21 protein-coding genes and 1 tRNA gene are annotated in these 23,639 nt (G+C 67.0%); 7 read left to right on the forward strand and 15 right to left on the reverse strand.

All coding sequences use genetic code 11. The features are described from left to right. The first annotated feature begins 115 nt into the window (after positions 1 to 115). A complete protein-coding gene (locus MJ603_RS18175; RefSeq protein WP_243065176.1) occupies positions 116 to 685 on the forward strand; it encodes a flavin reductase family protein in 570 nt (189 codons plus the stop codon). A 107-nt stretch (positions 686 to 792) separates the two neighbouring features. Further along, on the forward strand, positions 793 to 1,656 hold the full coding sequence (locus MJ603_RS18180) for a zinc-ribbon domain-containing protein (protein ID WP_243065177.1): 864 nt from the start codon (positions 793 to 795) through the stop codon (positions 1,654 to 1,656). A 19-nt stretch (positions 1,657 to 1,675) separates the two neighbouring features. Here MJ603_RS18180 and MJ603_RS18185 read toward each other — a convergent pair whose 3' ends face one another. The 7 genes from MJ603_RS18185 to MJ603_RS18215 all read right to left on the reverse strand — a co-directional run bounded on the left by MJ603_RS18185 (position 1,676) and on the right by MJ603_RS18215 (position 8,589). Then, the gene (locus tag MJ603_RS18185; protein WP_243065178.1) at positions 1,676 to 2,269 is read right to left on the reverse strand and encodes a GIY-YIG nuclease family protein; all 594 of its coding nucleotides are present in this window, start codon (positions 2,267 to 2,269) and stop codon (positions 1,676 to 1,678) included. Positions 2,270 to 2,302: 33 nt separating this feature from the next. Next, entirely contained in the window at positions 2,303 to 3,499 is a 1,197-nt protein-coding gene (dinB, locus tag MJ603_RS18190) for a DNA polymerase IV (protein WP_243065179.1), read from the reverse strand. Positions 3,500 to 3,684: 185 nt separating this feature from the next. Continuing rightward, positions 3,685 to 3,772: transfer RNA gene (locus MJ603_RS18195), tRNA-Ser, on the reverse strand. A 125-nt stretch (positions 3,773 to 3,897) separates the two neighbouring features. Continuing rightward, a complete protein-coding gene (locus MJ603_RS18200; protein WP_243065180.1) occupies positions 3,898 to 5,295 on the reverse strand; it encodes a glycoside hydrolase family 32 protein in 1,398 nt (465 codons plus the stop codon). A gap of 65 nt (positions 5,296 to 5,360) precedes the next feature. Continuing rightward, the gene (locus tag MJ603_RS18205; protein ID WP_243065181.1) at positions 5,361 to 6,236 is read right to left on the reverse strand and encodes a carbohydrate ABC transporter permease; all 876 of its coding nucleotides are present in this window, start codon (positions 6,234 to 6,236) and stop codon (positions 5,361 to 5,363) included. Beyond that, on the reverse strand, positions 6,233 to 7,138 hold the full coding sequence (locus MJ603_RS18210; RefSeq protein WP_243065182.1) for a carbohydrate ABC transporter permease: 906 nt from the start codon (positions 7,136 to 7,138) through the stop codon (positions 6,233 to 6,235). The genes MJ603_RS18205 and MJ603_RS18210 overlap by 4 nt, the downstream gene beginning before the upstream one ends. A gap of 50 nt (positions 7,139 to 7,188) precedes the next feature. Further along, the gene (locus MJ603_RS18215) at positions 7,189 to 8,589 is read right to left on the reverse strand and encodes a sugar ABC transporter substrate-binding protein (RefSeq protein ID WP_243065183.1); all 1,401 of its coding nucleotides are present in this window, start codon (positions 8,587 to 8,589) and stop codon (positions 7,189 to 7,191) included. Positions 8,590 to 8,739: 150 nt separating this feature from the next. On the opposite strand from MJ603_RS18215, the gene MJ603_RS18220 reads away from it, so the two are divergent. Further along, positions 8,740 to 9,837, forward strand: coding sequence for a LacI family DNA-binding transcriptional regulator (locus MJ603_RS18220; RefSeq protein WP_243065184.1), 1,098 nt, complete (start codon positions 8,740 to 8,742; stop codon positions 9,835 to 9,837). Further along, positions 9,830 to 11,350, forward strand: coding sequence for a glycoside hydrolase family 32 protein (locus tag MJ603_RS18225; RefSeq protein ID WP_308220617.1), 1,521 nt, complete (start codon positions 9,830 to 9,832; stop codon positions 11,348 to 11,350). Before MJ603_RS18220 ends, MJ603_RS18225 begins: the two co-directional genes overlap by 8 nt. A 9-nt stretch (positions 11,351 to 11,359) precedes the next feature. On the opposite strand, the gene MJ603_RS18230 is transcribed toward MJ603_RS18225, so the two are convergent. Next, on the reverse strand, positions 11,360 to 11,836 hold the full coding sequence (locus tag MJ603_RS18230) for a MarR family winged helix-turn-helix transcriptional regulator (protein ID WP_243065185.1): 477 nt from the start codon (positions 11,834 to 11,836) through the stop codon (positions 11,360 to 11,362). A 74-nt stretch (positions 11,837 to 11,910) separates the two neighbouring features. Between MJ603_RS18230 and MJ603_RS18235 the strand changes: the two genes are divergently transcribed. Next, on the forward strand, positions 11,911 to 12,849 hold the full coding sequence (locus MJ603_RS18235) for an alpha/beta hydrolase (protein ID WP_243065186.1): 939 nt from the start codon (positions 11,911 to 11,913) through the stop codon (positions 12,847 to 12,849). A 30-nt stretch (positions 12,850 to 12,879) separates the two neighbouring features. Here the strand turns inward: MJ603_RS18235 and MJ603_RS18240 are convergent, their stop codons facing one another. The 5 genes from MJ603_RS18240 to serS all read right to left on the reverse strand — a co-directional run bounded on the left by MJ603_RS18240 (position 12,880) and on the right by serS (position 19,234). Continuing rightward, the gene (locus tag MJ603_RS18240) at positions 12,880 to 13,983 is read right to left on the reverse strand and encodes a DNA glycosylase AlkZ-like family protein (RefSeq protein WP_243065187.1); all 1,104 of its coding nucleotides are present in this window, start codon (positions 13,981 to 13,983) and stop codon (positions 12,880 to 12,882) included. Further along, positions 13,980 to 16,199 carry an LLM class flavin-dependent oxidoreductase gene (locus tag MJ603_RS18245; RefSeq protein ID WP_243065188.1) on the reverse strand — a complete coding sequence of 740 codons (2,220 nt, stop codon included), beginning with the start codon at positions 16,197 to 16,199 and terminating at the stop codon, positions 13,980 to 13,982. The genes MJ603_RS18240 and MJ603_RS18245 overlap by 4 nt, the downstream gene beginning before the upstream one ends. Positions 16,200 to 16,253: 54 nt before the next feature. After that, positions 16,254 to 16,991 (reverse strand): hypothetical protein, encoded by a 738-nt coding sequence (locus tag MJ603_RS18250; RefSeq protein ID WP_243065189.1) that lies wholly within the window; start codon positions 16,989 to 16,991, stop codon positions 16,254 to 16,256. Between the two features lie 135 nt (positions 16,992 to 17,126). Then, the gene (locus MJ603_RS18255; RefSeq protein WP_243065190.1) at positions 17,127 to 17,969 is read right to left on the reverse strand and encodes an HAD family hydrolase; all 843 of its coding nucleotides are present in this window, start codon (positions 17,967 to 17,969) and stop codon (positions 17,127 to 17,129) included. Beyond that, a complete protein-coding gene (serS, locus tag MJ603_RS18260; protein WP_243065191.1) occupies positions 17,966 to 19,234 on the reverse strand; it encodes a serine--tRNA ligase in 1,269 nt (422 codons plus the stop codon). The genes MJ603_RS18255 and serS overlap by 4 nt, the downstream gene beginning before the upstream one ends. 117 nt (positions 19,235 to 19,351) lie before the next feature. Here serS and MJ603_RS18265 point away from each other — a divergent pair, with 117 nt between their 5' ends. After that, positions 19,352 to 20,410 (forward strand): diacylglycerol kinase family protein, encoded by a 1,059-nt coding sequence (locus tag MJ603_RS18265; RefSeq protein ID WP_243065192.1) that lies wholly within the window; start codon positions 19,352 to 19,354, stop codon positions 20,408 to 20,410. On the opposite strand, the gene MJ603_RS18270 is transcribed toward MJ603_RS18265, so the two are convergent. After that, positions 20,407 to 20,892, reverse strand: coding sequence for a GNAT family N-acetyltransferase (locus MJ603_RS18270; protein WP_308220619.1), 486 nt, complete (start codon positions 20,890 to 20,892; stop codon positions 20,407 to 20,409). The genes MJ603_RS18265 and MJ603_RS18270 overlap by 4 nt on opposite strands. After that, on the reverse strand, positions 20,844 to 21,827 hold the full coding sequence (gene pheA, locus MJ603_RS18275; RefSeq protein WP_243065193.1) for a prephenate dehydratase: 984 nt from the start codon (positions 21,825 to 21,827) through the stop codon (positions 20,844 to 20,846). The genes MJ603_RS18270 and pheA overlap by 49 nt, the downstream gene beginning before the upstream one ends. Positions 21,828 to 21,884: 57 nt before the next feature. Between pheA and pgm the strand changes: the two genes are divergently transcribed. Next, the gene (gene pgm / locus MJ603_RS18280; protein ID WP_243065194.1) at positions 21,885 to 23,525 is read left to right on the forward strand and encodes a phosphoglucomutase (alpha-D-glucose-1,6-bisphosphate-dependent); all 1,641 of its coding nucleotides are present in this window, start codon (positions 21,885 to 21,887) and stop codon (positions 23,523 to 23,525) included. The last annotated feature ends 114 nt before the right edge of the window (positions 23,526 to 23,639 follow it).

The following is a 23,639-nucleotide window of genomic DNA, read 5'->3' on the forward strand; positions in this document are numbered from 1 at the left end:
TATCGGGCTGAAGCGGTGGGCTGTCACAAGGTGCAACACGTTTGCGCACCCGAGGAACATCCGCGAGTGTGGATGACGACCGGCTCACAGTGGTCGATGCGATGGGAGATTCACGATGGCTCATGAGAACGTGAGCGCCTTGCATGCCGAGCGGGCAGAGCGAGACGTCGACTTCAGCGGCTTGCCCGCCGATGAGTTCAAACTCGCGTTCCGTAACCATCCGGCAGGCGTCGCGGTGGTCACCGCCGATGCCGGCGACGGTCCCGTCGGCCTCACCGCCACATCGGTGTTCTCCGTCAGCGCCGAACCAGCGCTCCTCGTCTTCTCGATCTCGGACCAGTCATCCAGCGCGCCCACCATCCGTCGCGCCGACACCGTCATCGTGCATCTGCTCGGGGCAGCCCAACTGGACATCGCCAAGCTGTGCGCGACCAGTGGCATCGACCGTTTCGCGAACACCGATATCTGGGATCGTCTGATCACCGGCGAACCCTACTTTCCCGCCGCGCACACGTGGATTCGAGGCAAGGTCATCAACCGCATGGATGCCGGCAGCTCCACGGTCATCGCCGTGCACGCGCTGCAGGCCAAGCTTCCCGAAACAGCCGACGCTCGGTCGGCGTCGCCGCTCGTGTATCACAACCGCACGTGGCATTCGCTCGGGGAGCACTCCGAGCTCCGCTGATGCACCACGCGGGGAATGAACTGGCCGTCTGGACCGAGTGAATCGCCGGCAGTAGCCGGCCTCGCGGCAGGTGCGCCGTTGTCGCTGGCGGCCCTTAGGGTGCCGGTGTGGCGGAACCGGTGGATCAGTGGTGGGCGAGGCGGCAGTTCTCGCGCGGCACCGATGTGCCGTATCCCGTCGGGACGTATCGGGAGGCCTGGGCTTCGTTTCCCGCTTTGATCAGGCAATATCATCCAGAGCTGAACAGCGGTTTCACCCTGTCGCAGATCCCGCCCGCGGCGGAAGTGCTGCTGCAGTGGCAGTGCGAGGCAGGCCATGTCTTCGTGGCGACGCCGGCGGAGCAACGCGACCGACCCGGGCAACGGCGCCGGCGTTCGGCGTGGTGCCCCGAGTGCACGCGGCTGGCGCTCTCGCGCCCGAATCCGCGGGTGAGCGTCATTCGAGATGCGCAGAACCAGAGCCAGGCATCCGCACGGAGGCCGGCACGACCGCCTCGGTCGGCCCGTCCTCTCTGTGACAAAACGCCGGCGCTGCCAACGGGGTCCCCCTTCGTGAGCGTGTGCGCACCGAAGCCTGCTTCGGCGGTCGAGGCAGAGCTCCGTGCGGGTCTGGAGACGCGACTCGCGCAGACGACCGGACTCAACGCCATCCGCGTCGCCCGTCCGTTCTTCGACCACCTCGAGGTGTGGCCCGACATCGTGCTGCCCGAGCTGCAGGTCGCGCTCGAATACGACAGCACAGGACGGCACGGGCTCGAGCACGTCGGCAAACGGCAGCGGGCCGACGAGCGCAAGGATCGCGCGCTGCGCTCGGCCGGATGGGAGGTGGTGCGCATCCGCACCGGCCGCCTCCCCGCCCTGGGACCGCACGACATCGTCGCGTCGGGTGTGACGAAGAAGACGTACGAGCGGATCATCGATGAACTCCGCGCGATCCGTGGCCCGCTCTTCGTCGACGCCTACCTGCGCTGACGCGACGGCAGCGCAGGCGTCATGCGCGCAATGCGATCGCCTCGCTGACCCAGCGCGCGTAGAGGCCCCACGGATCCTCGACCCCGGCGCGCAGCGCATCCACGTGTTCCATGAGCTCCGGCGACACCTGGAACCACTCGCTCGTGCCCAGCCGCCACTCGTCGAACTGCACGTGGCGGGCGTGCTCCCTGGCACGCGCACCGCGCTCGAGCGCGACGAGTTCGTGATGCCAGAGCTGCGACATCCGCTGGCGCAGATTGCTCGACGTGCCGATCTTCATGCGGTCGTCGAAGCGGATGTAGTAGACGACGTCCACGCGCGGCCGCGGCAGATCGTCGTCGGGACTCGTGCCGTACACCCACTCGCACACGGAGCACACCCACCCCGACGGATATCGAACGCCCACCCGTGCGCCGCATGCAGGACACGGGGTCGGCAGCACATCGTCAGCTCCGTATTCCCTGGCGATCCAATCGGCGCCGAAAACAAGGTGATGGGTGCAGACGGGGATGGGAACGCCGGCGTCGACGGAGTCGGCGCAGCCAAGGATGACGCACGCGGACGGCTCGGGTTCGTACGGCGCTCCCTTTCGTGCGAAGTGCAAGATTCCCACGCCGTCTTCATCGCGCATCATCGTTGTCCTCGGTCACTCGTGTTCGGGCAGCAGCGGGGCGGACAAGCCGGGATCGCGGCCGAGGTGCGCGGCTCTGGAGACCGCAGTCGCTCCGAAACGATCGCGGACAGCGTCGACCACCGTGTCGAGGCGGGACCCGTCGCCCCAGTCGATGGGGAGCTCCGGCTGGATGCCGTCGGTGCGTGCCAGCTGCGACAGGGACAGGCCGATGAGTGTGATCCCGCGTTCGACGATCAGCGGCTGAACGGCGGCGAGCAGGCCACGGGCAACATCGAGCAGCATCCCGGTGCGGTCGGACGGCGAGCGAAGGGTTCGCGAACGACTGGCTTTCGCGTAGTCGCCGAAACGCAGGCGCAGCACGACGGTGCGGCACACTCGTGCGTGGTCGCGAAGCCGGCGGGCGAGTCGATCCACGATCTGGGTGAGGATCAGGTCGAGTTCTTCAGGCGAGCGCGGCCGGGATCCGAGGGCACGCTGCGAGCCGATCGACCGCCGTCGGCGTGTGACGTCGACCGGGCGGGGATCCCTCAGCCTTGCCAGCGCATGCAGGTGCGCGCCGACCGCCGTGCCCAGGGCTCTCTGAGCCGTTCCCTCCTCCAGCTCGGCCAGCTGCCCGACGGTGCGAATCCCGAGACTGTGCAGCTTCTCGGCGGTCACTGCACCGACTCCCCACAACCGTTCGACCGGGAGCGGCAGCAGAAACTCCTCCTCGCGTCCTGGTTCGACCACGAGGAGTCCGTCGGGCTTGCTCACCGCGCTGGCGACCTTGGCGAGGAACTTCGTACGTGCAACTCCGACCGAGATGGCGAGCCCGACTTCCACGCGAACCCGCTCCCGCAACCGAACGGCGATCTGCTCGGGCGTGCCTGCGATGCGACGAAGACCGCCCACCTCGAGGAACGCCTCATCGATCGAAAGTCCCTCGACGATGGGCGTCGTGTCACGGAAGATCGCGAACACGTCCTTGCTGGCCGCCGAATAGGCATCCATTCGCGGCGGGACGACCACGGCATCCGGACAGAGCTCGCGCGCCTGACGCCCGCCCATCGCGGTACGCACCCCGCGAGCCTTCGCCTCGTAGCTCGCCGCCAGCACGACGCCACCGCCGACGATGACCGGCCGCCCACGCAACTGAGGCGCGTCACGCTGTTCGACCGAGGCATAGAACGCGTCGAGATCAGCGTGCAGCACCGTCGCCTCGCCTCGCATCCCAGCCCCGCTTCTTCGAACGTATCTGCGAATCATTGCACGCGTCGCCGACATCGCCCAGGGCGCACCAATAATTGCCCGCGGAGGCAATCACGACGGTGTGCGCGCTTCACCCGATAGCGTGCCGCGACGGGCAGGGTAACCGGGTCCGGTTGCGCGGGAGAAACGTCTGATCGGGTATTCCTTGGCGGAGGGCGTGGGATTCGAACCCACGAGACATTTCTGCCCACTGGTTTTCAAGACCAGCTCCATCGGCCGCTCGGACAGCCCTCCAGCCGCCGATTCTACCGGGACACGGCGGTGCATGCGCGAGGGAACGAGACGACCATCGCCCCTCCCAGGCAACTGCCTCCGTAACGGCATGCCCCTGCGCACCCGACGTACGTTCGCACGTTCGCCTACCTCAGAGGGGTGCCCGCCGTCTCGAGAGCCACGTCGCCCAGTCTGCCCTCAGGGCGCACTGCCTCCGCGAGGCTCCACACGAGCGCACCGTGCGGCGCCTCGACCCTCCATCCCGTTCCGCTCAGCGGGTAGGCGCGCGTCGTCAGCGATCGACCCGAGCTCGTGAAGACCTCAATCACCGACCCGTCGATGAACACCCGGACTGCAGGACGAGCGGATGCGGCCTCGAATGCGCCGAAGGCGACGACCCGACCTCCACGCGCCCTGACATCCACACTGGCGTGGTTCGTGTCGACCGCCACCGTTCCTGCTTCCGGGTCCAGGTCGACGTCGACCCACTCGTTCATGCCGAACCACAGTCGCACGGTCCCTGCCACGGCAGGGATCACGAGCTCGGACTGCGGCTCGAGCACCGCGCCGTTCGCGTGTCGCGGCTCGCCAGTGCGCAGACGATCGAGGGCCGGATGCGGCTCCGTGCACAAGCGCTCGGTTCCGACAGAATCCGCGTCGATCCACACCCGACGAGGCAGCGAGATCGCACCGGACCATCCCTCTTCCTGCCACCAAGCGGCATCGCGGCCTTCCATGATCCAACCGAATAGCAGCGGCCCGTGCGAACTCCGACGAACCACGGACGGCGCGTAGAAGTCGTGTCCGTCGTCGACGACCCGCGGCTCGGGCGTGCGGTCCAGAGGGAACGCGACCACAGAACCGGGGCCGTCCTCGAACGACCACGAGCAGACCACAGCGACTTCCCGGTCGCCGACTCGAATTATCTGCGGGCACTCCCAACCCTCGCCAGTATCGACGCCGTCGACGACGGTACGAGGAAGTTCCGCGAGGTGCCCCTCGTAGCGCCACTTCAAGCCATCATCGGAGCGGTAGTGGCGAATAGCGGCGACTCCTCCGTCGGCGACCGAGCCGATGGCCATGTGCCGGCCGTCGGCATCCGTCCACACGAACGGATCGCGGAGCATGCGGATGCCATCGGCGGCGTCGGGATCGTCGAGCAATCGAGCGGGCGCCCCGAAGTTCGTACCGTTCTCATCGCTCAACGCGGTGAGGATGTGCTCGAAGCGCCGGGAGCGCACGTGGCCGGAGTAATACGCGCGCACCCGGTCGCCCTCGACGACGGAGTTGCCTGACCAGCATCCGTCGGAGTCGAGGCCACCCGGCACGGGGCCCATTGCGGGCCGGTGCAGCGTCCAGTGCACGAGGTCGGTCGTCGTCGCGTGCCCCCACTCGACAGGAACGGCAAGGTCAGGGAACGAACGCGACTGATAGTAGAGGTGGAACACGTCCCCGAGCTCGATCGGTCCGTTCGGATCGTTGAGATAGCCACGGGCTGGACTGATGTGGAACTTCGGACGGTGGTGCGGATGCTGTTCGGCCATCGGCGCGCACGCTTCCTTTCGGCTGTGGCGATCAGTCGCTGGAGTAGTCAGATGAAGAGAGTTCGTCAGCGGAACGAACCGGCCGTGACGCCTTCGACGAAGTAGCGCTGGGCGAAGATGAACAGCAACACGCTGGGGATCATCGCCAGGATGACGCCGGCCAGCACGACCGAGATGGAGCCGGTGCCGAGGTTGCCCTGCAGCCCGACGAGTCCCAGTGGCAACGTGAAGTTGCTCTGCGAGTTCAAGAAGATCAGCGGTCGGTAGAACTCCGCCCAGAAGCCGGAGAAGTTCAGGATGGCCAGGGTCGCGATCGCCGGCGACGCCATGCGGGCGTAAACATGCCAGAACACGCCGAACTGTGTGGCACCGTCGATGCGGGCCGCCTCACCGAGTTCGCGAGGCATCTGCATGAAGTACTGCCGCATGAGAAAGGTGCCGAACGCGCTGCCCAGTGCTGGGATGATCAGGGCGCCGAGCGAATCGCTGAGACCGAGCATTCTCACGATGATGAACACAGGGATGATGATCGTCTGCAGCGGCACCATCATGGTGGCGAGAAAGATGCCGAAGATCGTGTTCTTCGCAGGGAACGACACCATGGCGAACGCGTAGCCCGAGAGCGTGCACGTGATCGTCTGACCGATCACGATGAGCACCGTGACGATGACGCTGTTCAGAAAGAACTGGCCGATCGGAATCTGGTTGAACACCGCGGCGTAGTTGCCGAAGTCCCAGTCGGTAGGGATCCACTGCGGTGGATTCGTGAACGCCTCGGCCGGAGTGCGCAGCGAGGTGCTGAGGGTCCACAGCAGTGGTCCGAAGGCGAAGACCGCCCCGAGAATCAGCACGATCATGCCGACGATGCTTCCGACCTTGACCGCTGGGCGCCTGCGCCGGCCCGCGACGTGGACGGCGCTCGGCGCTTCTGTAGTCGTCATTGGTAGAACACCAGCTTTCGTGCGGCGAGGAATTGGATGCCCGTGATGATCAGGATGATCACGAGCAGAAGGATGGCGATTGCCGACGCGTAGCCGAACTGGAGATTCTGAAATCCGGTCTGGTACATCGCAATCGTGGCCGTGGTGGTCGCCGTTCCCGGGCCGCCCTTGGTCATGATGAAGGGTTGGTCGAACAGTTGCATGGCGTTGATCATGGCGACGACCGTGGCGAACAGGATCGTCGGGCTGATCAGTGGAATCTTGATGCGGAACAGCGTGCGCCACGCACCGGCGCCATCGATCGCGGCAGCCTCGAGAACATCCGTCGGCACCGAGGTGAGCCCGGCAACGAAGAGCACGAACGTGAAGCCCACCTGCTGCCACACCACGATCAGGATCATGGTGATTTGCGCGGTGGTCGGGTTCACCAGCCAGGGAACGCTCGGCAGCCCGATCTCGTTCAGGTAATAGTTAATGAGGCCGAACTTCGCGTCGAACAAGTAGCCCATGAAGATCGAGACCGCGGCGGTGGATGCCAACAGCGGCAGATAGAACGTGGTGCGGAACAGCGCCTTCGTCCACTTGTGCTTGCGGGTGTTGACGAGAACCGCCAGCAGCAGGCCGAGTGCGATCTGCAGCACCACGATCCCGATGGCGAGCACGATCGTGACGCCGAACGACGACAGCACCTGCCCGTCGCTGAACAACCTCGTGAAGTTCTTGATGCCGACGAACTGCGGCGGCGTGATCACATCCCAGGAGAAGAATGACAGTCCGAGCGATACCAGGATCGGAATGAGCGTGAACACGGTGACGAACGCCACCGCAAGCCCGATCATGAGGTAACCGAAGACCGCCTCCCGCCTGATCGCGCGGCGCGCACCAGGGCGCCGCGCGATCAAACGGGTACTCTCCCGAGACGCGCTCACGCGCGTTTCGGTTGCAGCAGACATCAGGAGTTAGCCTGCGCCTTCTCGAGGTCGGACTGCATGCCGTCGAGCGCCGCCTTCGCGTCGCCACTGGAGATGGCCTGCGTCGTGCGCTGGTTGAGCGACGTCGCAAGCGCCTGGTAGTACGGCGGAGCGGAGATCGGCACGGATCCGTCGAGCTGATCCCAGAACACCGACCAGTGCTCTGGTCCTGTCGTCTTGTAGCGTTCGGCCGTCATGAGCGACTTGCGTGCCGGCGTCGTGACGTTGCCCGGGTAGACCAGGTCGAAGGTCTCGGGCTGCACGAGCATCTTGACGACCTCCCATGCGAGGTCCTTGTTCTTCGACGTGTTGAAGATGCCGTACCCGCCCGCGCCGAAGAGCGACTTGTTGCTCTTCCAGGTCGGGAACGTCTGCACGTCGAAACTCCCGTTCTTCATGCCGGCGTTGTACAGGCCGCCTGCCCAGAACCCGCCGCCGATCGTCATGCCGATGCGGCCGGATGCGAACAGGCCCTGCAGGGTTCCGCCGCCTCCGACGTCCGGCGACGGCGACAGGTTCGCCTTCTGCATCTCGATGACGTACTCGAGTGCTTCGACCGCGGCCTTGGAGTTCGCCGTCGGGTCCCCCCACTTCCAGCCTCCGTGACGCCCCTTCGCCTGAGGGTTGTCGGCGTAGGCCTTGTTCCAGAGCCAATCGCCGCCCGAGTATTTGCCCTCGGTAAGCAGGTTGCCGTCGTTGGCGTAGAGGAACGACGTCCAACTTCCCCAGAGCCGAACCACCCAGTCGAAGGAATTGGTCTTCGAGCCGAGCGCCGCGAGCTTCTCCGCATTGTTGTGGAACTCATCCATGGTCCAGGCAGCGGGCGGCGTCGAGAGGCCCGCGTTCTTGTAGAGGTCGGTGCTGTAGAACATGCTGCCCGCGTTGTAACTGTCGGTCAGTTCATAGAGATGGCCCTGGTACATCATCGATTCGACGAGCGCCGGGTGCACGTCGCCGAAATAGCTCTTCAGCGACGACATGTCCTTCGTGACGTAGTCGTCGAGCGGCACGATCATCTGCTTGGATGCCATCTGCTGCAGTCCCTCGGTCGCGACGCTCACGAGGTCGGGTGCCGCGCCCGCTGCGATCTGCGTGAGTACCTTGGCGATGAAGTCGTTCCAGTCGGTGCCGTTGATCGCCGTGATCTCGAGCGTGGCGTTCTTGTCGATCTTCTTGATCTGCGGTTGAAGCGCCTTCTGGATCGTTGTCGCCGCCTTCTGCTCCCCGAAATAGAGCATCTTGAGGGTGGCCGAAGAGTTCGTGCCTCCCCCGGACGTGGACGAGCAGGCTGCAAGCGACGCGAGCCCTGTGATGGCCAACCCGGCGCCGCCGAACTTGAACAACGTGCGACGATCCATGGTCGGCCCGAAGCTGCCGGTCATAGTTCGCTCCTCTCTGAGCGGTCGAGGCGCAAGCTGAAAGCTGGGCTGCAACTTGCTACCAATACGTATTTGTCGAGCAGCATAACTCGTCGTTCGGTCGTTAGCAATACGTATTAATTCTGTGCCAAGATGGGGATGAAAGGAGCGACGATGTCTGACCAAGATGATCCGATCGACGCAGACGTGGAGCGCGCGCCCGCTGCGGGTCGTCGGGGCCCGGCATCCCGACCCATCACGGCCCGCCGTGTCACGATGAAGGATGTGGCGAAACGCGCCGGCGTCTCCCAGCCCACCGTCTCGTTCGTGCTCAATGACCGTCGGGACGTGTCGGTCGCCGAGGAGACGCGCGAGCGTGTGCGCGAGGCTGCGCGTGATTTGAACTTTCAGCCCAACAGAGCCGCTCAGTCGCTGAGGTCGAACACGTCGTACTTGATCGGGATCCTCGCCGATGAGATCGTGTCGAGGGCGTACGCCGGTCGCATCGCACTCGGTATTCAGCAGGCCGTGCAGCCCGCGGGCTATGTGAGCTTCGTGGTGGAGACGTCAGAGTCGCCCGAGGCGACTGAAGGGGCCGTCGAGAACCTCGTGAACCAGGGAGTCGCCGGCCTGATCTACGCTTCTGCCGGAGCGAGTCCGGTGCGCTATCCGGTGCCGAAGACCGAGGTGCCGACCGTGTTCGTGAACTGCTGGGACGACGCGGTCTCCGACGCGACCATTGTGCTCGCCGACGAGTATCAGGGAGGCCGAGACGCCGCGGCAGCGACATTCGCAGCGGGACACCGCGACGTCGTGTTCCTAGGGGGTCCCGCCGACGACTACGCACGCAAGCAGCGAGAGCGCGGCCTCATGGATGCCGCCGTCGAAGCAGGCGTCCCGCCTGAACGCATTCGTCGCGAGAGCGGCGACTACTCGGTGCGATCCGGATACGACCTCGCCATGCGCGTTCTTCCCGACCCGGCGGTGACCGCACTCATCTGCGGCAACGACCGGATGGCCGTCGGTGCCCTCATGGCGCTGCATTCCTCTGGTCTGGATTGCCCCGGCGATGTGAGCATCGTCGGCTTCGATGACCAGCCGGACCTTGCTGAAGACCTGCATCCGGCGCTCACAACGGTGGCACTACCCCATCTGAAGATGGGCCTGGATGCCGGCAAGTTGCTCTTGGACGAGGAAGCGGCGCCGGGTCTCAGGCTGATCCCCTGCACCTTCGTCGCTCGAGGCACACTCACAGGCCCGCGGAGTGCCTGAGCCGTCCTGCCGCCATCCGATCACCCATCTCCCCGGAGGCATCGCCATATCCATCGACGCGAGCACGCACTTCCGCCCTGCGGGGGGATTCGTCGGCGACATCATTCCGTTCGAGCACGACGGTGTCGCGTGGCTGTATTACCTTCTCGACGAACGCGACGACGCGGCGCCCGATGACCGCATGACCGGGATGCCCTGGGCCGCCGTGACCACCCGGGACTTCGCCACCTTCGACGATGAGGGAATCGTGCTGCCCTCCGGCGGTCGCGCCGACGACGACTTCGACTGCTACACCGGCAGCGTCGTCACCGACGACGACGGGACCCTCCACCTCTTCTACACGGGACACAACCCCGGCATCCGCACCGCCGAAGGCGACCTCCAGGTCGTCTGCCACGCAACCTCCGACGGCGATCCCGGGCGATGGACCAAGCATCCTGACCAGTCGTTCGGCGCCCTGCCCGGCTATGCGCCGGAGGATTGGCGTGACCCGTTCGTGTTCCGCCCTGCGCAGGGCGAGCCGTGGCAGATGCTGCTCGCGACGCGAATCACGGATGCCCCTTACCGCCGCTCCGGCGTCATTGCCCGTCTCGTCTCCGACGACCTGATCACCTGGCGCGCCGCGGAGCCGACCTGGCAACCGCATCGTTTCATCACCCAGGAATGCCCCGACGTCTTCCGATGGGGGCAGTGGTGGTATCTCGTGTACTCAGAGTTCTCCGACGCCTTCCAGACCAGATACCGCATCGCGACGAGTCCGAATGGCCCGTGGCTGGCGCCGGAGCACGACTCCGTCGACGGTCGCGCGTTCTACGCGGCGAAGACGATCGAACTCGGCGGCGAGCGCTACTTCGTCGGCTGGATCGCCGCGAAGGACGGGGGGCGCGACGGCTCGCCATGGCAGTGGGCCGGCACGATGTCGGTGCTACGAGCGCGCCAGTTGCAGGATGGGTCACTGGCGTTCGGGTTGCCGACCTCAGTCACGTCGCTCTACGGGCGGTCGACGGATGTGTTAGGCGCGCTCGAACCCCTCGACGGCGCCGACGAACGGGTCGGGGCGGGCGCCGAAACGCGCCACGCGACCTGGCTCGGCCCGGAACTCCCCGCAGATGGGCTCGTCACGGCGGAGTTCGACATCAGAGAGGGCACGCACGCGTGCGGCATCCTGCTGAGGACGTCGGACGACGGTGAGACCGCGTGCGTGCTGCGCCTGGAGCCGTTGCGCCATCGGATCGTCTTCGATCGCTGGCCGCGAGGGACCACCGGGGGCGAGCAGTGGCAGATCCTGGGGGATGTTCCCCATACGGTCGAGCTGGAGCGCCCCGTGCCGCTGGCTCCTGGACGCCACACCCTGCAGGTGCATCTCGATCATGACATCTGTGTTGTGGTGGTCGATGATCGTGTCACGCTGAGCACACGGATCTACGATCTGGCCACCGGGCGGGTCGGAGTGTTCGCCACCGACGGAGGGTTCGAGTTGACCCGAATCGATGTTCAGACACGCACGGTGTGACAGCAGCCCTCACCCGACCGGTGTGCCCAGCCCGTTCCGTTCGAGCGAGGACCGCAACTGCGCCAGCACGGATGCTGCAGCACCGACCTGCTCGCGCGTCAACGCATCGCCCAGAATCTCGGCGAGGCGAGTCTGAAATGTCGCATCGGCCTCATCGATGACGGCACGACCGTCGTCGGTGAGCGCAAGGATGGTGGACCGGCGATCCTCGGGGTTCGGTACGCGGGTCAGCCATCCGCGGCCCTCGAGCCTGTCGACTGCCTTGCTGACTGCACCGACTCCGATGGCGAACTCCGCGGCGATGTCGGCGGTGCGCGGTCGCTCGTGATCGCGCACGTAGTGCAGAAATTCGTACTGCGAGGTCACCATGCCGTGGGATGCACGCAGCTCGTCGTTGAACTGGTTGTACAGGCGGGTCTCGCACCTGACGAGGTCGGCGAAGAACGCCGCGTTCACGGATGCCGCATCGTGCGATTTCGTTGCCACGGCATTTAGTGTACTTTATTGCCATGGCATCTATTGCCTGGGCAACTATCTCATCACTCGCAAGGGAGACGCTCATGTCTCGAGAACAACGTCAGAAACTCGATGCGAAGCTGCGCGGCTTTCGGCCGCTCTTCGGTCCTCGCTCAGCGCAGGAGGCCCGCGACTCGATCCAGCAGGCGCGCGACGGTTTCGCGACCCTGATGAGCACGATGAAGGTGCCAGACGGCATCCGCACCGAGGAGGTCGAGCTCGCAGGCATCCGCACGCTGCGCATCGAGCCGACGGACGTCTCGCGGCCAGGCACGATCCTCTTCTTCCACGGCGGATCGTTCGTCGTCGGCTCGCCGGAGCCGCAACTGGGACTGGCGGCCGACCTCGTTGTGCGCACCGGCTACACCGCCTACTCGGTGGACTACCGGCTCGCGCCCGAGCATCCGTTTCCGGCCGCCATCGACGACACGACGGCCGCCTACCGCGCCCTGCTGGAGGCCGGCCATGACCCGTCGACCATCGCATTCGCCGGCGATTCGGCCGGCGGCGGCCTGACCATCACCACGTTGGTCCGCGCGCGACAGCAAGGCCTTCCGATGCCCGCTGCGGTCGCCGCGTTCTCGCCCGGGCTCGACAATGCCGGCTCCGGCGCGAGCTATCGCACCAAGGCCGGCATCGACCCGCTCTTCACGGTCGAGAGCCTGCAGCCGAACCGCGATCTCTACCGTGCCGGAGCCGATCCGAACCAAGACCTCCTGTCTCCTGCCACGCTCGCCGACCCGGCAGGCTTCCCGCCTCTGCTGCTGCAGGTGGGCACGAACGAGGTCCTCCTCGACGACTCGACGGTGATGGCCGAGCGCGCCCGCGACGCCGGAGTGGATGTCATCCTCGACGTCACGGCCGACGTGCCGCACGTCTTCCAGACGTACACCGGCGAACTCGACGAAGCCGTTCAGGCGCTCGATCGTGCCGCGCTGTTCCTCACGCAGCACGTGGCCGTGCCGGCTGTCGAACGGGTCTGACGGCAGCACCGCGCAGCTCGCTGCCCAATGTCAGCCGGCGACCTCCAACCGCAGCTTCAGCATGCCGGCGAGGCCCTCGAGTTCGGTCCGCACGGCATCCTTCAGCTCGGCGCCGAACGGCTCGTCCTCGTACACCTGGCGCACGCGGAGCACGGATGCCGGCACATCCGCCTCCGCATCCACCTTGCCCACCAGCCGGTCGCCGTGCAGCACGGGGAGGGCGTAGAAGCCGAACCGTCGCTGCGTCGCCGGCTTGTACATGCCGAGTTGGTAGTCGAATTCGAAGAGTTCGACTAGGCGTTTGCGGTCGAAGACGAGTCGATCGAACGGAGAGAGGATCGCGGTGCGGCCCTCGAAGTCGCGTCCGAGCTGGGCAGGGTCCACCCGCCACGCGCCGCGCACACCCTCGACGACGGCCGGCTCGCCGACGTCGCCGACGTCCATCGGTTCGAGCTGGGTCTGCGTGGTGCGCGCCCGCGCCAGACCGAGGGACCGCAGCCTGCGCGCGCGGCGCTCTCGTTCGGCATCCGTCACCGGCACCACCGGGTCGTCCGGGTAGATGCGCTCGGCGAGATCCCACTGACGTTCGCGCCCAAGACGCCCGGCGACCGCCACATCGCCACGCAGCTCCATGATCTCGAGCATCATCGCGACGTTGCGGCCGTTGTTCCAGCCCGACGACTGCCACGGCTCGACGCAGGTGTCGGGCAGGTCGCGCGAGATCATCGGGCCGCCGTGCTTCAACCGGTCGAGGATGTCGCGCCGGCACGCCTCGTTCGCCTGGACCCACCGAGCCTGCGAGCGCGTCCACCCCGGCGCATCCGCTCCCGGCCACGCCTGCATGTCGCCCCGATAGAGCGCGACGTCGTGCGCGGCGCGCATCATGCTGCGCAGCTCGACGACCACGTGGGATGCCAGTGCCCGCTGCAGATCCTCCGGACGGTACAGCCGTCCGAGGCGGCTCCACAGCACGAGGTCGGCACTCGGCGCGACCGAGGCGGTCGGCTCGTACTGCACCAGCGTGAGCCTGCGCACGGTGTCGAGCAGGTCGACCGGGCGGGAGGCATCCAGCAGCTGAGCGCGCACGGCGATGCGGCGCGCCTCTTCGCGTGTGAGGTGGTGGGGTTCGGTCATCCGTTCACGGCATTCTCGACGCCCACGTTGAAGTTGTCGCGGAAAACGGCATCCGGATCGTAGCGACGCTTGATCTCTCGCAGCCGCGCGAGGGTCGCCGGCGGGAACGCCTCCTCAACGATCTCGGCGCCCTGCCGTGACTCGAAGCTCAGGTAGAGGCCGTCGAAGTGGGCGGCGAGGTCGGCCCAGTGCTGCTCGAAGCGGTCGCTGCGACCGATCGAGGTGATCGAGAAGTTCGCTGCGCGGTGGGCGTAGGCGGTGGCATCCGATGGGATGTCCGCAACGGCACCGCCCACCGACCGGATCTGGAACCACGGCGTGGAGCCTGACTGCACGAGGGCGGCGCCGGCGGCGGCGACCTGCGCGTCGAGGTGCTCGACCAGGCCGGAGCGGAAGTGCGGCTCGCCCTGCCCGTCGTGGGTGGCATCCGAGGCGTTGGCCATCACCACCGCGTAGGGCGCGAGCTGCACCTGCTGCCCGACCAGCGGACCGATCGCGGCGAACGGCTGCAGCCTCTCGAGGATCGTGTCGGGGTCGTTCGAGTCCACGACGCCGTACAGCTGCCCGATCACGTCGCCACGCTGTTTGGCGAGGATGACGAACAGTGTCGTGTCGCGCGGCGCCCGCTCCATCGCCTCGCCGAATCGCTGCAGGAACGCCTCGGTGTCGCTCGCGTCGAACGCGAGCTGCGCCCATCCGACCTCGCCGACGGCATCCACCTCGAACTCGAACGACACGACGATGCCCACGTTCGCGCCAGCGCCGCGCACCGCCCAGAACAGGTCGGGGTTCTCATCGACGGATGCCCGCGCCACCGTTCCGTCCGCCAGCACCACCTCCGCGGCGACGACGTGGTCGATCGTGAGTCCGTGCTCACGGGCGAGGAAGCCGATGCCGCCCGCGGTGGCGAGGCCGCCGACACCGACGCCGCCGTAGTCGCCGCTCGAGAGTGCCCAGCCGTGTTCGTCGAGCGACTGGGCGACATCCATCCACCGTGCGCCGGGGCCGATGCGCACGCGTTTCGTCGCCGCGTCGAGCACCTCGACGCCGTTCAGCGCCTTGAGGTCGATCACGATCCCGCCGTCGTTCGTGCTGCGACCGCTGACGCCGTGCCCGCCGCTGCGGATGCCGAGGGGCACGTCGTTGCTGCGGGCGAACGCGAGCGCATCCACGACCTCGTCGACCGTGGTCGGCCGCAGCACGAGACCCGGCGATCCTGCGCGCATGTAGGTGGATCGCACCGTGCGATAGGCGAAGTCGCCGGGTTCGATCGCGGTGTCGCGCAGCGACTCAGGCACACCCTCGTAGTCGATGCCCTCTCGGCGCTTCGCGAGTGCCGCCGCTGTGCGTCCGACGCCGACGATCGTGCCGCGCCTGGCGCGCTCCGTCTCTACCGCCTCACGCACGGCCGGCATCGTCTCTTCCGCGAACCGCTGCAGCGCGGACGGGTCGTCGCCCATCACGATGCACGTGCCGATGCCGTCCTCGAGCGCCATCGTGACCAGCTGATCGACCTCGTTGTCGCCGCCGAGATTGAGAAGCCGACGGATCTCGGCCGGGTTCCTGCCGGCATCCGCTGCCGCGTCGTCGATGCGCGCGTTGCCGTCCTGCAGGTCGCCGTCCTTGAGGTACGGAAGCGAGGGCAGCCAGCCGTCGCCCTTGCGCCCGGTGAGGCGGAGCATGCGCGGCTTGTATGCACCGATCCAGATCGGGATGTCGTGCGCCGGCGCCGGCCCGCGCTTGCCGCCCTTCACCGGGTAGTACTCGCCGCCGGCGAAGTACTCGCGGTTACCCGAGTCCCACACGCCGCGGATCACGTCGATCGCCTCGCCGAGGGCATCGACCGACTGCCCCGGCGTCAGCCGCCGACCGCCCATCGCCTCGATCGCGTCCCAGAAACCGCCGGCGCCGAGGCCCAGGTCGAGCCGTCCGCCGGAGAGCAGGTCGAGGGATGCCGCTGCCCGCGCCGTCACCGGAGCCGGCCGCAGCGGCAGGTTGAGCACGTTCGGCGCGACGTGGATGCTCGTGGTCGCCGCCGCCACGTACGACATCAGCGTCCACGTGTCGAGGAAGGCCGGCTGGTACGGGTGGTCCTGAAAGGTCACGAGGTCGAACCCCAGTTGCTCGCTCAGCTGCGCGAGCTGCACCGGAACCTGCGGGCTCGCGTTGCCTGGCGTGATGAACGTGCCGAACTGGAGCGGATGGCCGTAGTCCATCCGTCAAGGCTAGGCGTGCTCGCTGCACCTCGCTGGTCGAGTAGCGAGAGGCTGCTACCAGTCCTCTGCCGGCGCCGCGACGATGGGCACGTCGACCGCGTGCCAGATCGCGCCGTAGTCGTAGTGGCCGCCTGCCCAGGGCGAGTCGATGATCGCCTGCGCCGAAACGGTGACCGCCGAACTGGCATCCAGCGCCGCGGCGATGCCCGAGAAGAGGTCGCGCCGCAGCTGCTGCGCCACATAGCTTGCCGCGGTCGTGAGGTTGTCGTAGCTGCCGAGGCCGGCTCCGCCGCCCGAGCCGAGTCCGTTGTTCAGCGGGTTGTTGCGCAGCCACCAGCTGTTCGGGTCGTTCTCGGAGTCCATCCACTGCAGCATCACGGTGAGATTGTTAGGCGTCACGGGGAACTTGCCGTCCTGCAGAACGAGGGCGGCCCAATCGACGTTGGTGAGTCCGCCGACGGTGATCGCGGGCGTTCCGTCGGGACGGGTGAAACCGGCCGAGTCGAACTTCGACCGCTCGACGGTCTCGGTCTTCACGTCCGCCGCGACCTTCAGGGTCTGTCGCTCACCCAGCAGCTGATTCGAGTACACGGTGCCACCCTGCAGCGATGCCGCATTCGCCGGCATCGCCACCATCGCACTTCCCGCGAGGAACAGCACGGCCGCGCCGGCCGCCGTCATCCGTCCGGGCGAGCGCCACCGCTTGGCCGGGGCGCGATGAGCGGCCCGCGGCGTGCGCGAAGGTGCCTGCAACGCTTCGCGTGCGGCACGGCGTGTTGGGTAAGCGGTCATGCTCTCCGGGTGAAGCGACAGAAATTCGGATCCAGCCGCTTTCGGTTCGAGTACAAGCTACGAGACTAACAAACCCCCCGACCAGGTGCCAGGTGCTCAGCGGGCGGCGGCCAGAGAGTCAGGCGGTGGGTGCGCTCAGCGGGCGGCGGGTGCGGCCACCGCGTTGAGCACGTCGGCCAGGCCGTCATCGTCCACGGTTCCGGTCACGTCGGTCGCGGCATCCTTCACCTCGTCGGGCGCCTGTCCCATCGCGACGGCGCGACCGCCGACCGAGCGGGCGAGCGCGAACATCTCGAGGTCGTTGCGCCCGTCGCCGACGACGAGCAGCGACTCGCCGGGCTTGTTCGTCCACTCGAGCACGCGCTGCAACGCCGACCCTTTGCTCACGCCGTCCGGCGCGATGTCGAGCCATGCCGCCCAACCCACCGCATACGTCACCTTGCGCAGCCCCATGCGCTCGACGATGTCGAGGAATTCCTCAGCGCTGTGACTGGGCGAGACGACGACGACACGGCTGACCGGTTCGGTCGCCAGCTCGTCGAACGGCACGGGGTCGGCGTCGCCGAGCACCCATCCCGACGAGTCGATGCCTTCGGTGAACCTGCGCGTTCCGTCTTCGAGTTCCACCATGAAGCCGCCGTCCGGCAGGTACGGATGCACGGTGGCCAGCACTGCGCTCGCGTCGAAAGTCTCCACGAAGGCGCGGCGATAGCCGCCTTCGACCGTTTCGTCACGGGCCATGATCACGGCGCCGTTCGAGCAGACCACATACTTCGGGTGAAGGTCGAAGATGGCCAGCACACCGTGCACGGTCTGCCAGCTGCGGCCGGTGGCGAGAGTCACCTCGTGGCCGGCGTCGACCGCGCGGGTGACGGCATCCTGCACCGCTTCGCCGGCGGTCTCGTCTTCGTGCAGCAGGGTTCCGTCGACGTCGAGCGCGATCAGAAGCCGGTCGGATGCCTGTGCCGAGCCGGTCATGCTGCGACCGGCCGCAGCACCTCGAGTCCGCCGAGGTAGGGCCGCAACGGTTCGGGCACGATGACCGATCCGTCGGCCTGCTGATGCGTCTCGAGCAGCGCGACGAGCCAGCGCGTGGTGGCGAACGTGCCGTTCAACGTGGCGACCGGCGTGGTCTTGCCGCTCTCGGTGCGGTACCTGGTCTGCAGCCGACGGGCCTGGAAGGTCGTGCAGTTCGAGGTCGAGGTGAGCTCTCGGTAGCGGCCCTGCGTCGGCACCCAGGCCTCGATGTCGTACTTGCGGGCGGCGCTGGATCCGAGATCGCCGGCGGCCGTGTCGATCACCCGGTAGGCGAGTCCGAGCGACTGCAGAATCTCCTCCTGCCAGCCGACCAGGCGCTGGTGCTCCGCCTCCGATTCCTCGGGGAGCGTGTAGACGAACATCTCGAGCTTGTTGAACTGGTGCACGCGGATGATGCCCCTGGTGTCCTTGCCACCGCTGCCCGCCTCGCGCCGATAGCACGTCGACCAGCCTGCGTACCGGAGCGGACCGTTCGTCAGGTCGAGAATCTCGTCCGAATGGTAGCCGGCGAGCGCGACCTCGCTCGTTCCGGTGAGATAGAGGTCGTCGCTGCCCAGGTGGTACACCTCGTCGGCGTGCGCGCCGAGGAATCCGGTGCCCTGCATGATCTCGGGCTTCACCAGCGTCGGCGTGATCATCGGGATGAAGCCGTTGACCAGCGCGCGGTCGAGCGCGTAGCTCATCATCGCGATCTCGAGCCTGGCGCCGACACCCTTCAGAAAGTAGAAACGCGCGCCGCTCACCTTGGCACCGCGGGCCATGTCGATGGCATCCAACTTCTCGCCGAGTTCGAGGTGATCGAGCGGCTCGAAATCGAACTCCGGGATCGTGCCCACCTCGCGCAGGGTGATGAAGTCATCCTCACCGCCGGCCGGCACGCCGTCGATGATCACGTTGCCGATGCGGCGAACGGCCGTGTCGAAGCGTTCCTCGGCCTCGGATGCCCGTGCCGAGGCATCCTTCACCTGCGCCGCCAGCTGCTGCGCTTGCGCGACGAGATCCTTCTTCTGCTCCTTGGGAGCGGATGCCACGCGCTTGCCGAACACGTTCTGCTCGGCCCGCAGGGACTCGAACTCGGTGATCGCCGCGCGGCGTTCCGCGTCGGCGACGAGCGCCGCATCGACCGTGTCGCCGGATTCGCCGCGAGCCTCCTGCGAACGCCTGATGAGGTCGGGATTTTCGCGCAGAAGTACGGGATCGATCACCCGTCAAGTCTATGGGCGACCGAGCCCAGGGCCGGGCGTGCTTGTTCGCTCGCTCAGGGACCTGGTGCGCGGGGTGGCCGCGTACGTTCGAGGCGCCCGGTGAGTAGCGTTGTGCGGGTGAGCGAATCGGTCGCATCGGCGTCCGGCACAGCACCGGACCTTCCCTCCGATGCTCGGCCGCGCCGGGTCGCCATCGTGTACAACCCCTCGAAGGGCAGCACGAAGTCTCTGCGAGCTGCGATGAAGGCCGCACTCAAGGCGGCCCGCGATGCGGCAGCGGCATCCGGTGGGGTCGGCTGGTCCGATCCTCTCTGGCTGGAGACCACTGTCGACGACGCGGGTCAGGGCGCGACCCGGCATGCACTCGACGCCGGGGTCGATCTCGTGCTGGCAGCGGGCGGCGACGGCACGGTGCGGGCGGTCGCCGCAGGGCTGCGCGGCAGCGGCGTTCCGCTGGGGATCGTCCCGCTCGGCACAGGCAACCTGCTCGCGCGCAACCTCGGGGTTCCGATTTCCGACGTGCGGGCATCCGTGCGCCTGGCCTTCGCGGGTGACGACATGTCCATCGACATCGGCATCGCGGAGCTCACGAGGGAGGGCGGCGAGGCGAGCGCGCACGCGTTCCTCGTGATGGCAGGCATCGGCATCGATGCTGCGATGATCGCCAACACCAATCCGCAGCTGAAGAAGCGGGTCGGATGGCTGGCCTACATCGATGGCGGCCTGCGGTCGCTGAACTCCCGCAAGTTCCAGATCCACTACCAGGTGCGCGGTCATCAGCGGCACTCAGCGCACGTGACCAGCATCCTGGCCGGGAACTGCGGCGTGCTGCCCGGCAACATGGAGCTGATGCCGGATGCCAGTCTCGACGACGGCGAGCTCGACGTCGCCTTGCTGCAGCCGCGCACCCTCTTCAGCTGGCTGTGGATCTGGCGCAAGGTCACGTGGGAGAACCGGGTGCTGCGGCGCACGGCGATCGGGCGCAAGATCATCCGGTTCACCACATCGGACAACGCTAAGACGCTGAGCTACCTGCGCGGGGCATCCGTGAACGTCGAGGTCGTCGACGGCGCGGAGCCGGTCGAGCTCGACGGCGACAGCTTCGGCGACGTGACGGGGGCGCACTTCTGGGCTGATCCCCTCGCGCTCGTCGTGCGGGTTCCGCGCGCCGGCTAGGGCCTCACGTCCGCCGTTCGCACCATCCACTTCGACGGCTCGGCGAGCGGTTCGAAGCCGAACTTGGCGTAGAGCCCGTGCGCGTCGGCCGTCGAGAGCAACGTGCGCTTCAGCCCCAGCTGCTCCAGATCGGCGACGACGCCCTCGATCAGGCCGACGCCGACGCCGTTGCCCCGCGCCTCGGGATCGACGAACACGTCGCAGAGCCATCCGAACGTCGCGCCGTCAGTGATGACTCGTGCGTACGCGACCTGGTCTCCGGTCTCGGTGTCGAAGACGCGTAGTTCCGGGAGCCGTCGATGGCGGCATCCTGAGTGGCGCGAGGGCGGTCGGATGCCCAGTACGACTGCTCGCTCAGCCAGCGATGCACCTGCGCGCGATCGATGTCGGCAGTGTCGGTGGAAAAGCGGTAGCGGGCATCCATCGCTCCAGATTATTGGGCAGAGGTCTCCGGCTCTCCGCCAATCAGGCCGCGCAACCAGTCGCGCGCTTCGATGAACACGTCGTCGGCGTAACGCGGGTCGTAGTCGATGGGCTCACGGTCGGCCCTCGGGTACGAACCCAAGAAGATGATGTGCGGGCTGAATCGAAAAAGGCCGAGCAGGGCATCCGCAACGCGCTCATCACGCACATGCCCGTCGGCGTCGAGCACGAATCGGTATCGCCCGATCTCGTCGCCGATCGGTCGCGACTCGATCAGGCTCAGGTTCACCCCCCGGGTGGAGAACTGCTCCAGCATCTCCACGAGCGTTCCTGAGCGGTCGGACGGCAGCTCGACGATGAGGCTCGTCTTGTCGGCGCCGGTGGGCTCCGGGATGCTCCTGGTTCGGCTGACCAGCGCGAATCGCGTCACGGCGTTGGGGTTGTCGATGATGTTCTCGGCCAGCACCACGAGGTCGTGATGGTCGACGATCGTGGGCGGGGCGATCGCGGCGTCGGCCGGACTGACAGGGCGGCCTGCGGCATCCGTCTCGAGCAACGACGTGGCGGCTGTCACGTTGCTCGACGCCGGCACGTAATCGTGCGACGGAAGGTTGGCGGTGAGCCACGCGTTGCACTGCGCGTAGGCGACAGGATGCGCCGCCACGGTCTTCACCTCGGCCAGCGTCGTGCCAGGCCGCGCCACCAGCACGAATCCGACGGGTACCAGGTACTCGCCGACGATGCGCAGGCCGGGGTTGGTCGCGAGGGCGTCCTGCGTGGCGGAGACGCCGCCCTCGATCGAGTTCTCGATCGCGATCATCGCGGCGACGCTGCGCCCGGTGACCACGTCGTTCAGCGCCTCGCCCACGTTGTTCACCGGACGCCAGGTCTTGCCGCTGGCCTGGGGAACCTGCGCGAGCGCCGCCTCCGTGAAGGTGCCGGTCGGGCCCAAGAAGCTGTACGACTCAGGAGTCTCGACAGGGGCATCCGACATGCCCGCCAGCTTATCGGGGGCAGACACCCGCCCCGGCCGGATGCGAGACTTGAGCCCATGGCCGAACGCGCGGGAACACCAGCAAACCCTGACGACCTGATCGACATCGAAGCGCTCGTGCGGGCGTACTACGACCTGCATCCTGATGCCTCGATCCCTGCGCAGCGCGTCGTGTTCGGCACCAGCGGACACCGCGGCAGTGCCTTCGACACCGCCTTCAACGAGGACCACATCGTGGCGATCACGCAGGCGATCGTCGACTACCGCAAGGGGCAGGGCACCACCGGTCCGCTCTTCATCGGAGCGGACACGCACGCGCTGAGCATGCCGGCGCAGACCACTGCCCTCGAGGTGCTGGTCGGCAACGGCGTCGAGGTACTCGTCGACGAGTACGACGACTTCACGCCGACGCCTGCGGTGAGCCACGCGATCATCAGGTACAACCGCGAGCACCAGGGCGATGCCTCCACGGGCTCGGCGCACGGGGAGGCCGACGGCATCGTCGTCACGCCCAGCCACAACCCGCCTCGCGACGGCGGCTTCAAGTACAACCCGCCGCACGGCGGCCCCGCCGATTCTGATGCCACCACCTGGATCGCGAATCGCGCCAACGAACTCATCGCCGACGGCCTGCGAGGCGTGAACCGTGCGGAGCCGAGCGGCGTCGAGACCTACGACTTTCGCGAGCGCTACGTCGACGACCTGAAGAACATCATCGACATCGACGCGATCAAGCGGGCCGGTGTGCGCATCGGCGCAGATCCGCTCGGCGGCGCGAGCGCGCACTACTGGTCGCTGATCGGCGAGAAATACGGCCTCGACCTCACCGTGGTGAACCCGGTGATCGACCCGCAGTGGGGCTTCATGACACTGGACTGGGACGGCAAGATCCGCATGGATCCATCGTCACCGTCGGCGATGGCATCCGTGCTGAAGCACAAGGACGACTTCGACGTGCTGACGGGCAACGATGCGGATGCCGACCGGCACGGCATCGTCACCCCCGACGGCGGTCTGATGAACCCGAACCACTACCTGGCCGTCGCCATCCAGTACCTCTACACCCACCGCCCGGACTGGCGACCGGATGCCGCCATCGGCAAGACCCTGGTGTCGTCGTCGATCATCGATCGGGTGGCGCAGTCGCTCGGCCGTCGCCTCTGGGAGGTGCCGGTCGGCTTCAAGTGGTTCGTGCCCGGTCTCGTCGACGGTTCGGTCGCGTTCGGCGGCGAGGAGAGCGCCGGTGCCTCGTTCCTGCGTCTGGACGGCACCGCGTGGACGACGGACAAGGACGGCATCCTGCTCGCTCTGCTCGCCGGCGAGATCACGGCGGTCACCGGAAAGAGCCCTTCGCAGCTGTACCGGGAACTCACCGAGCAGTTCGGCGACCCGGTCTACCAGCGGGTGGATGCCGCTGCCACCAAAGAACAGAAGGCCAAGCTCGGCAAGCTCGACGGCGACGCGATCGAGGCGACGGAGCTCGGCGGCGAGAAGATCGTCGCGAAGCTCTCGAAGGCCCCTGGCAACGACGCCCCGATCGGCGGCGTGAAGGTCGTCACCGAGAACGCCTGGTTCGCGGCCCGCCCGAGCGGCACGGAGGACGTTTACAAGATCTACGCGGAGTCGTTCCTCGGCGCCGACCACCTCAAGCAGGTGCAGTCAGAGGCGAAGGCGATCGTCGACGCCGCGATCGCCTAGCGCCACCCACTGCCTGGGGTCGCGACATAGGTGACAGGTGATACGTGACACGTGAGTCGCGACATATGCGACAGGCTGGCGGGTGTCGAAGAACCGTGTCGCTGTGCTTAAAGT

It is taken from the genome of Humibacter sp. RRB41, from assembly GCF_022761015.1.
Lineage (GTDB): Bacteria > Actinomycetota > Actinomycetes > Actinomycetales > Microbacteriaceae > Humibacter.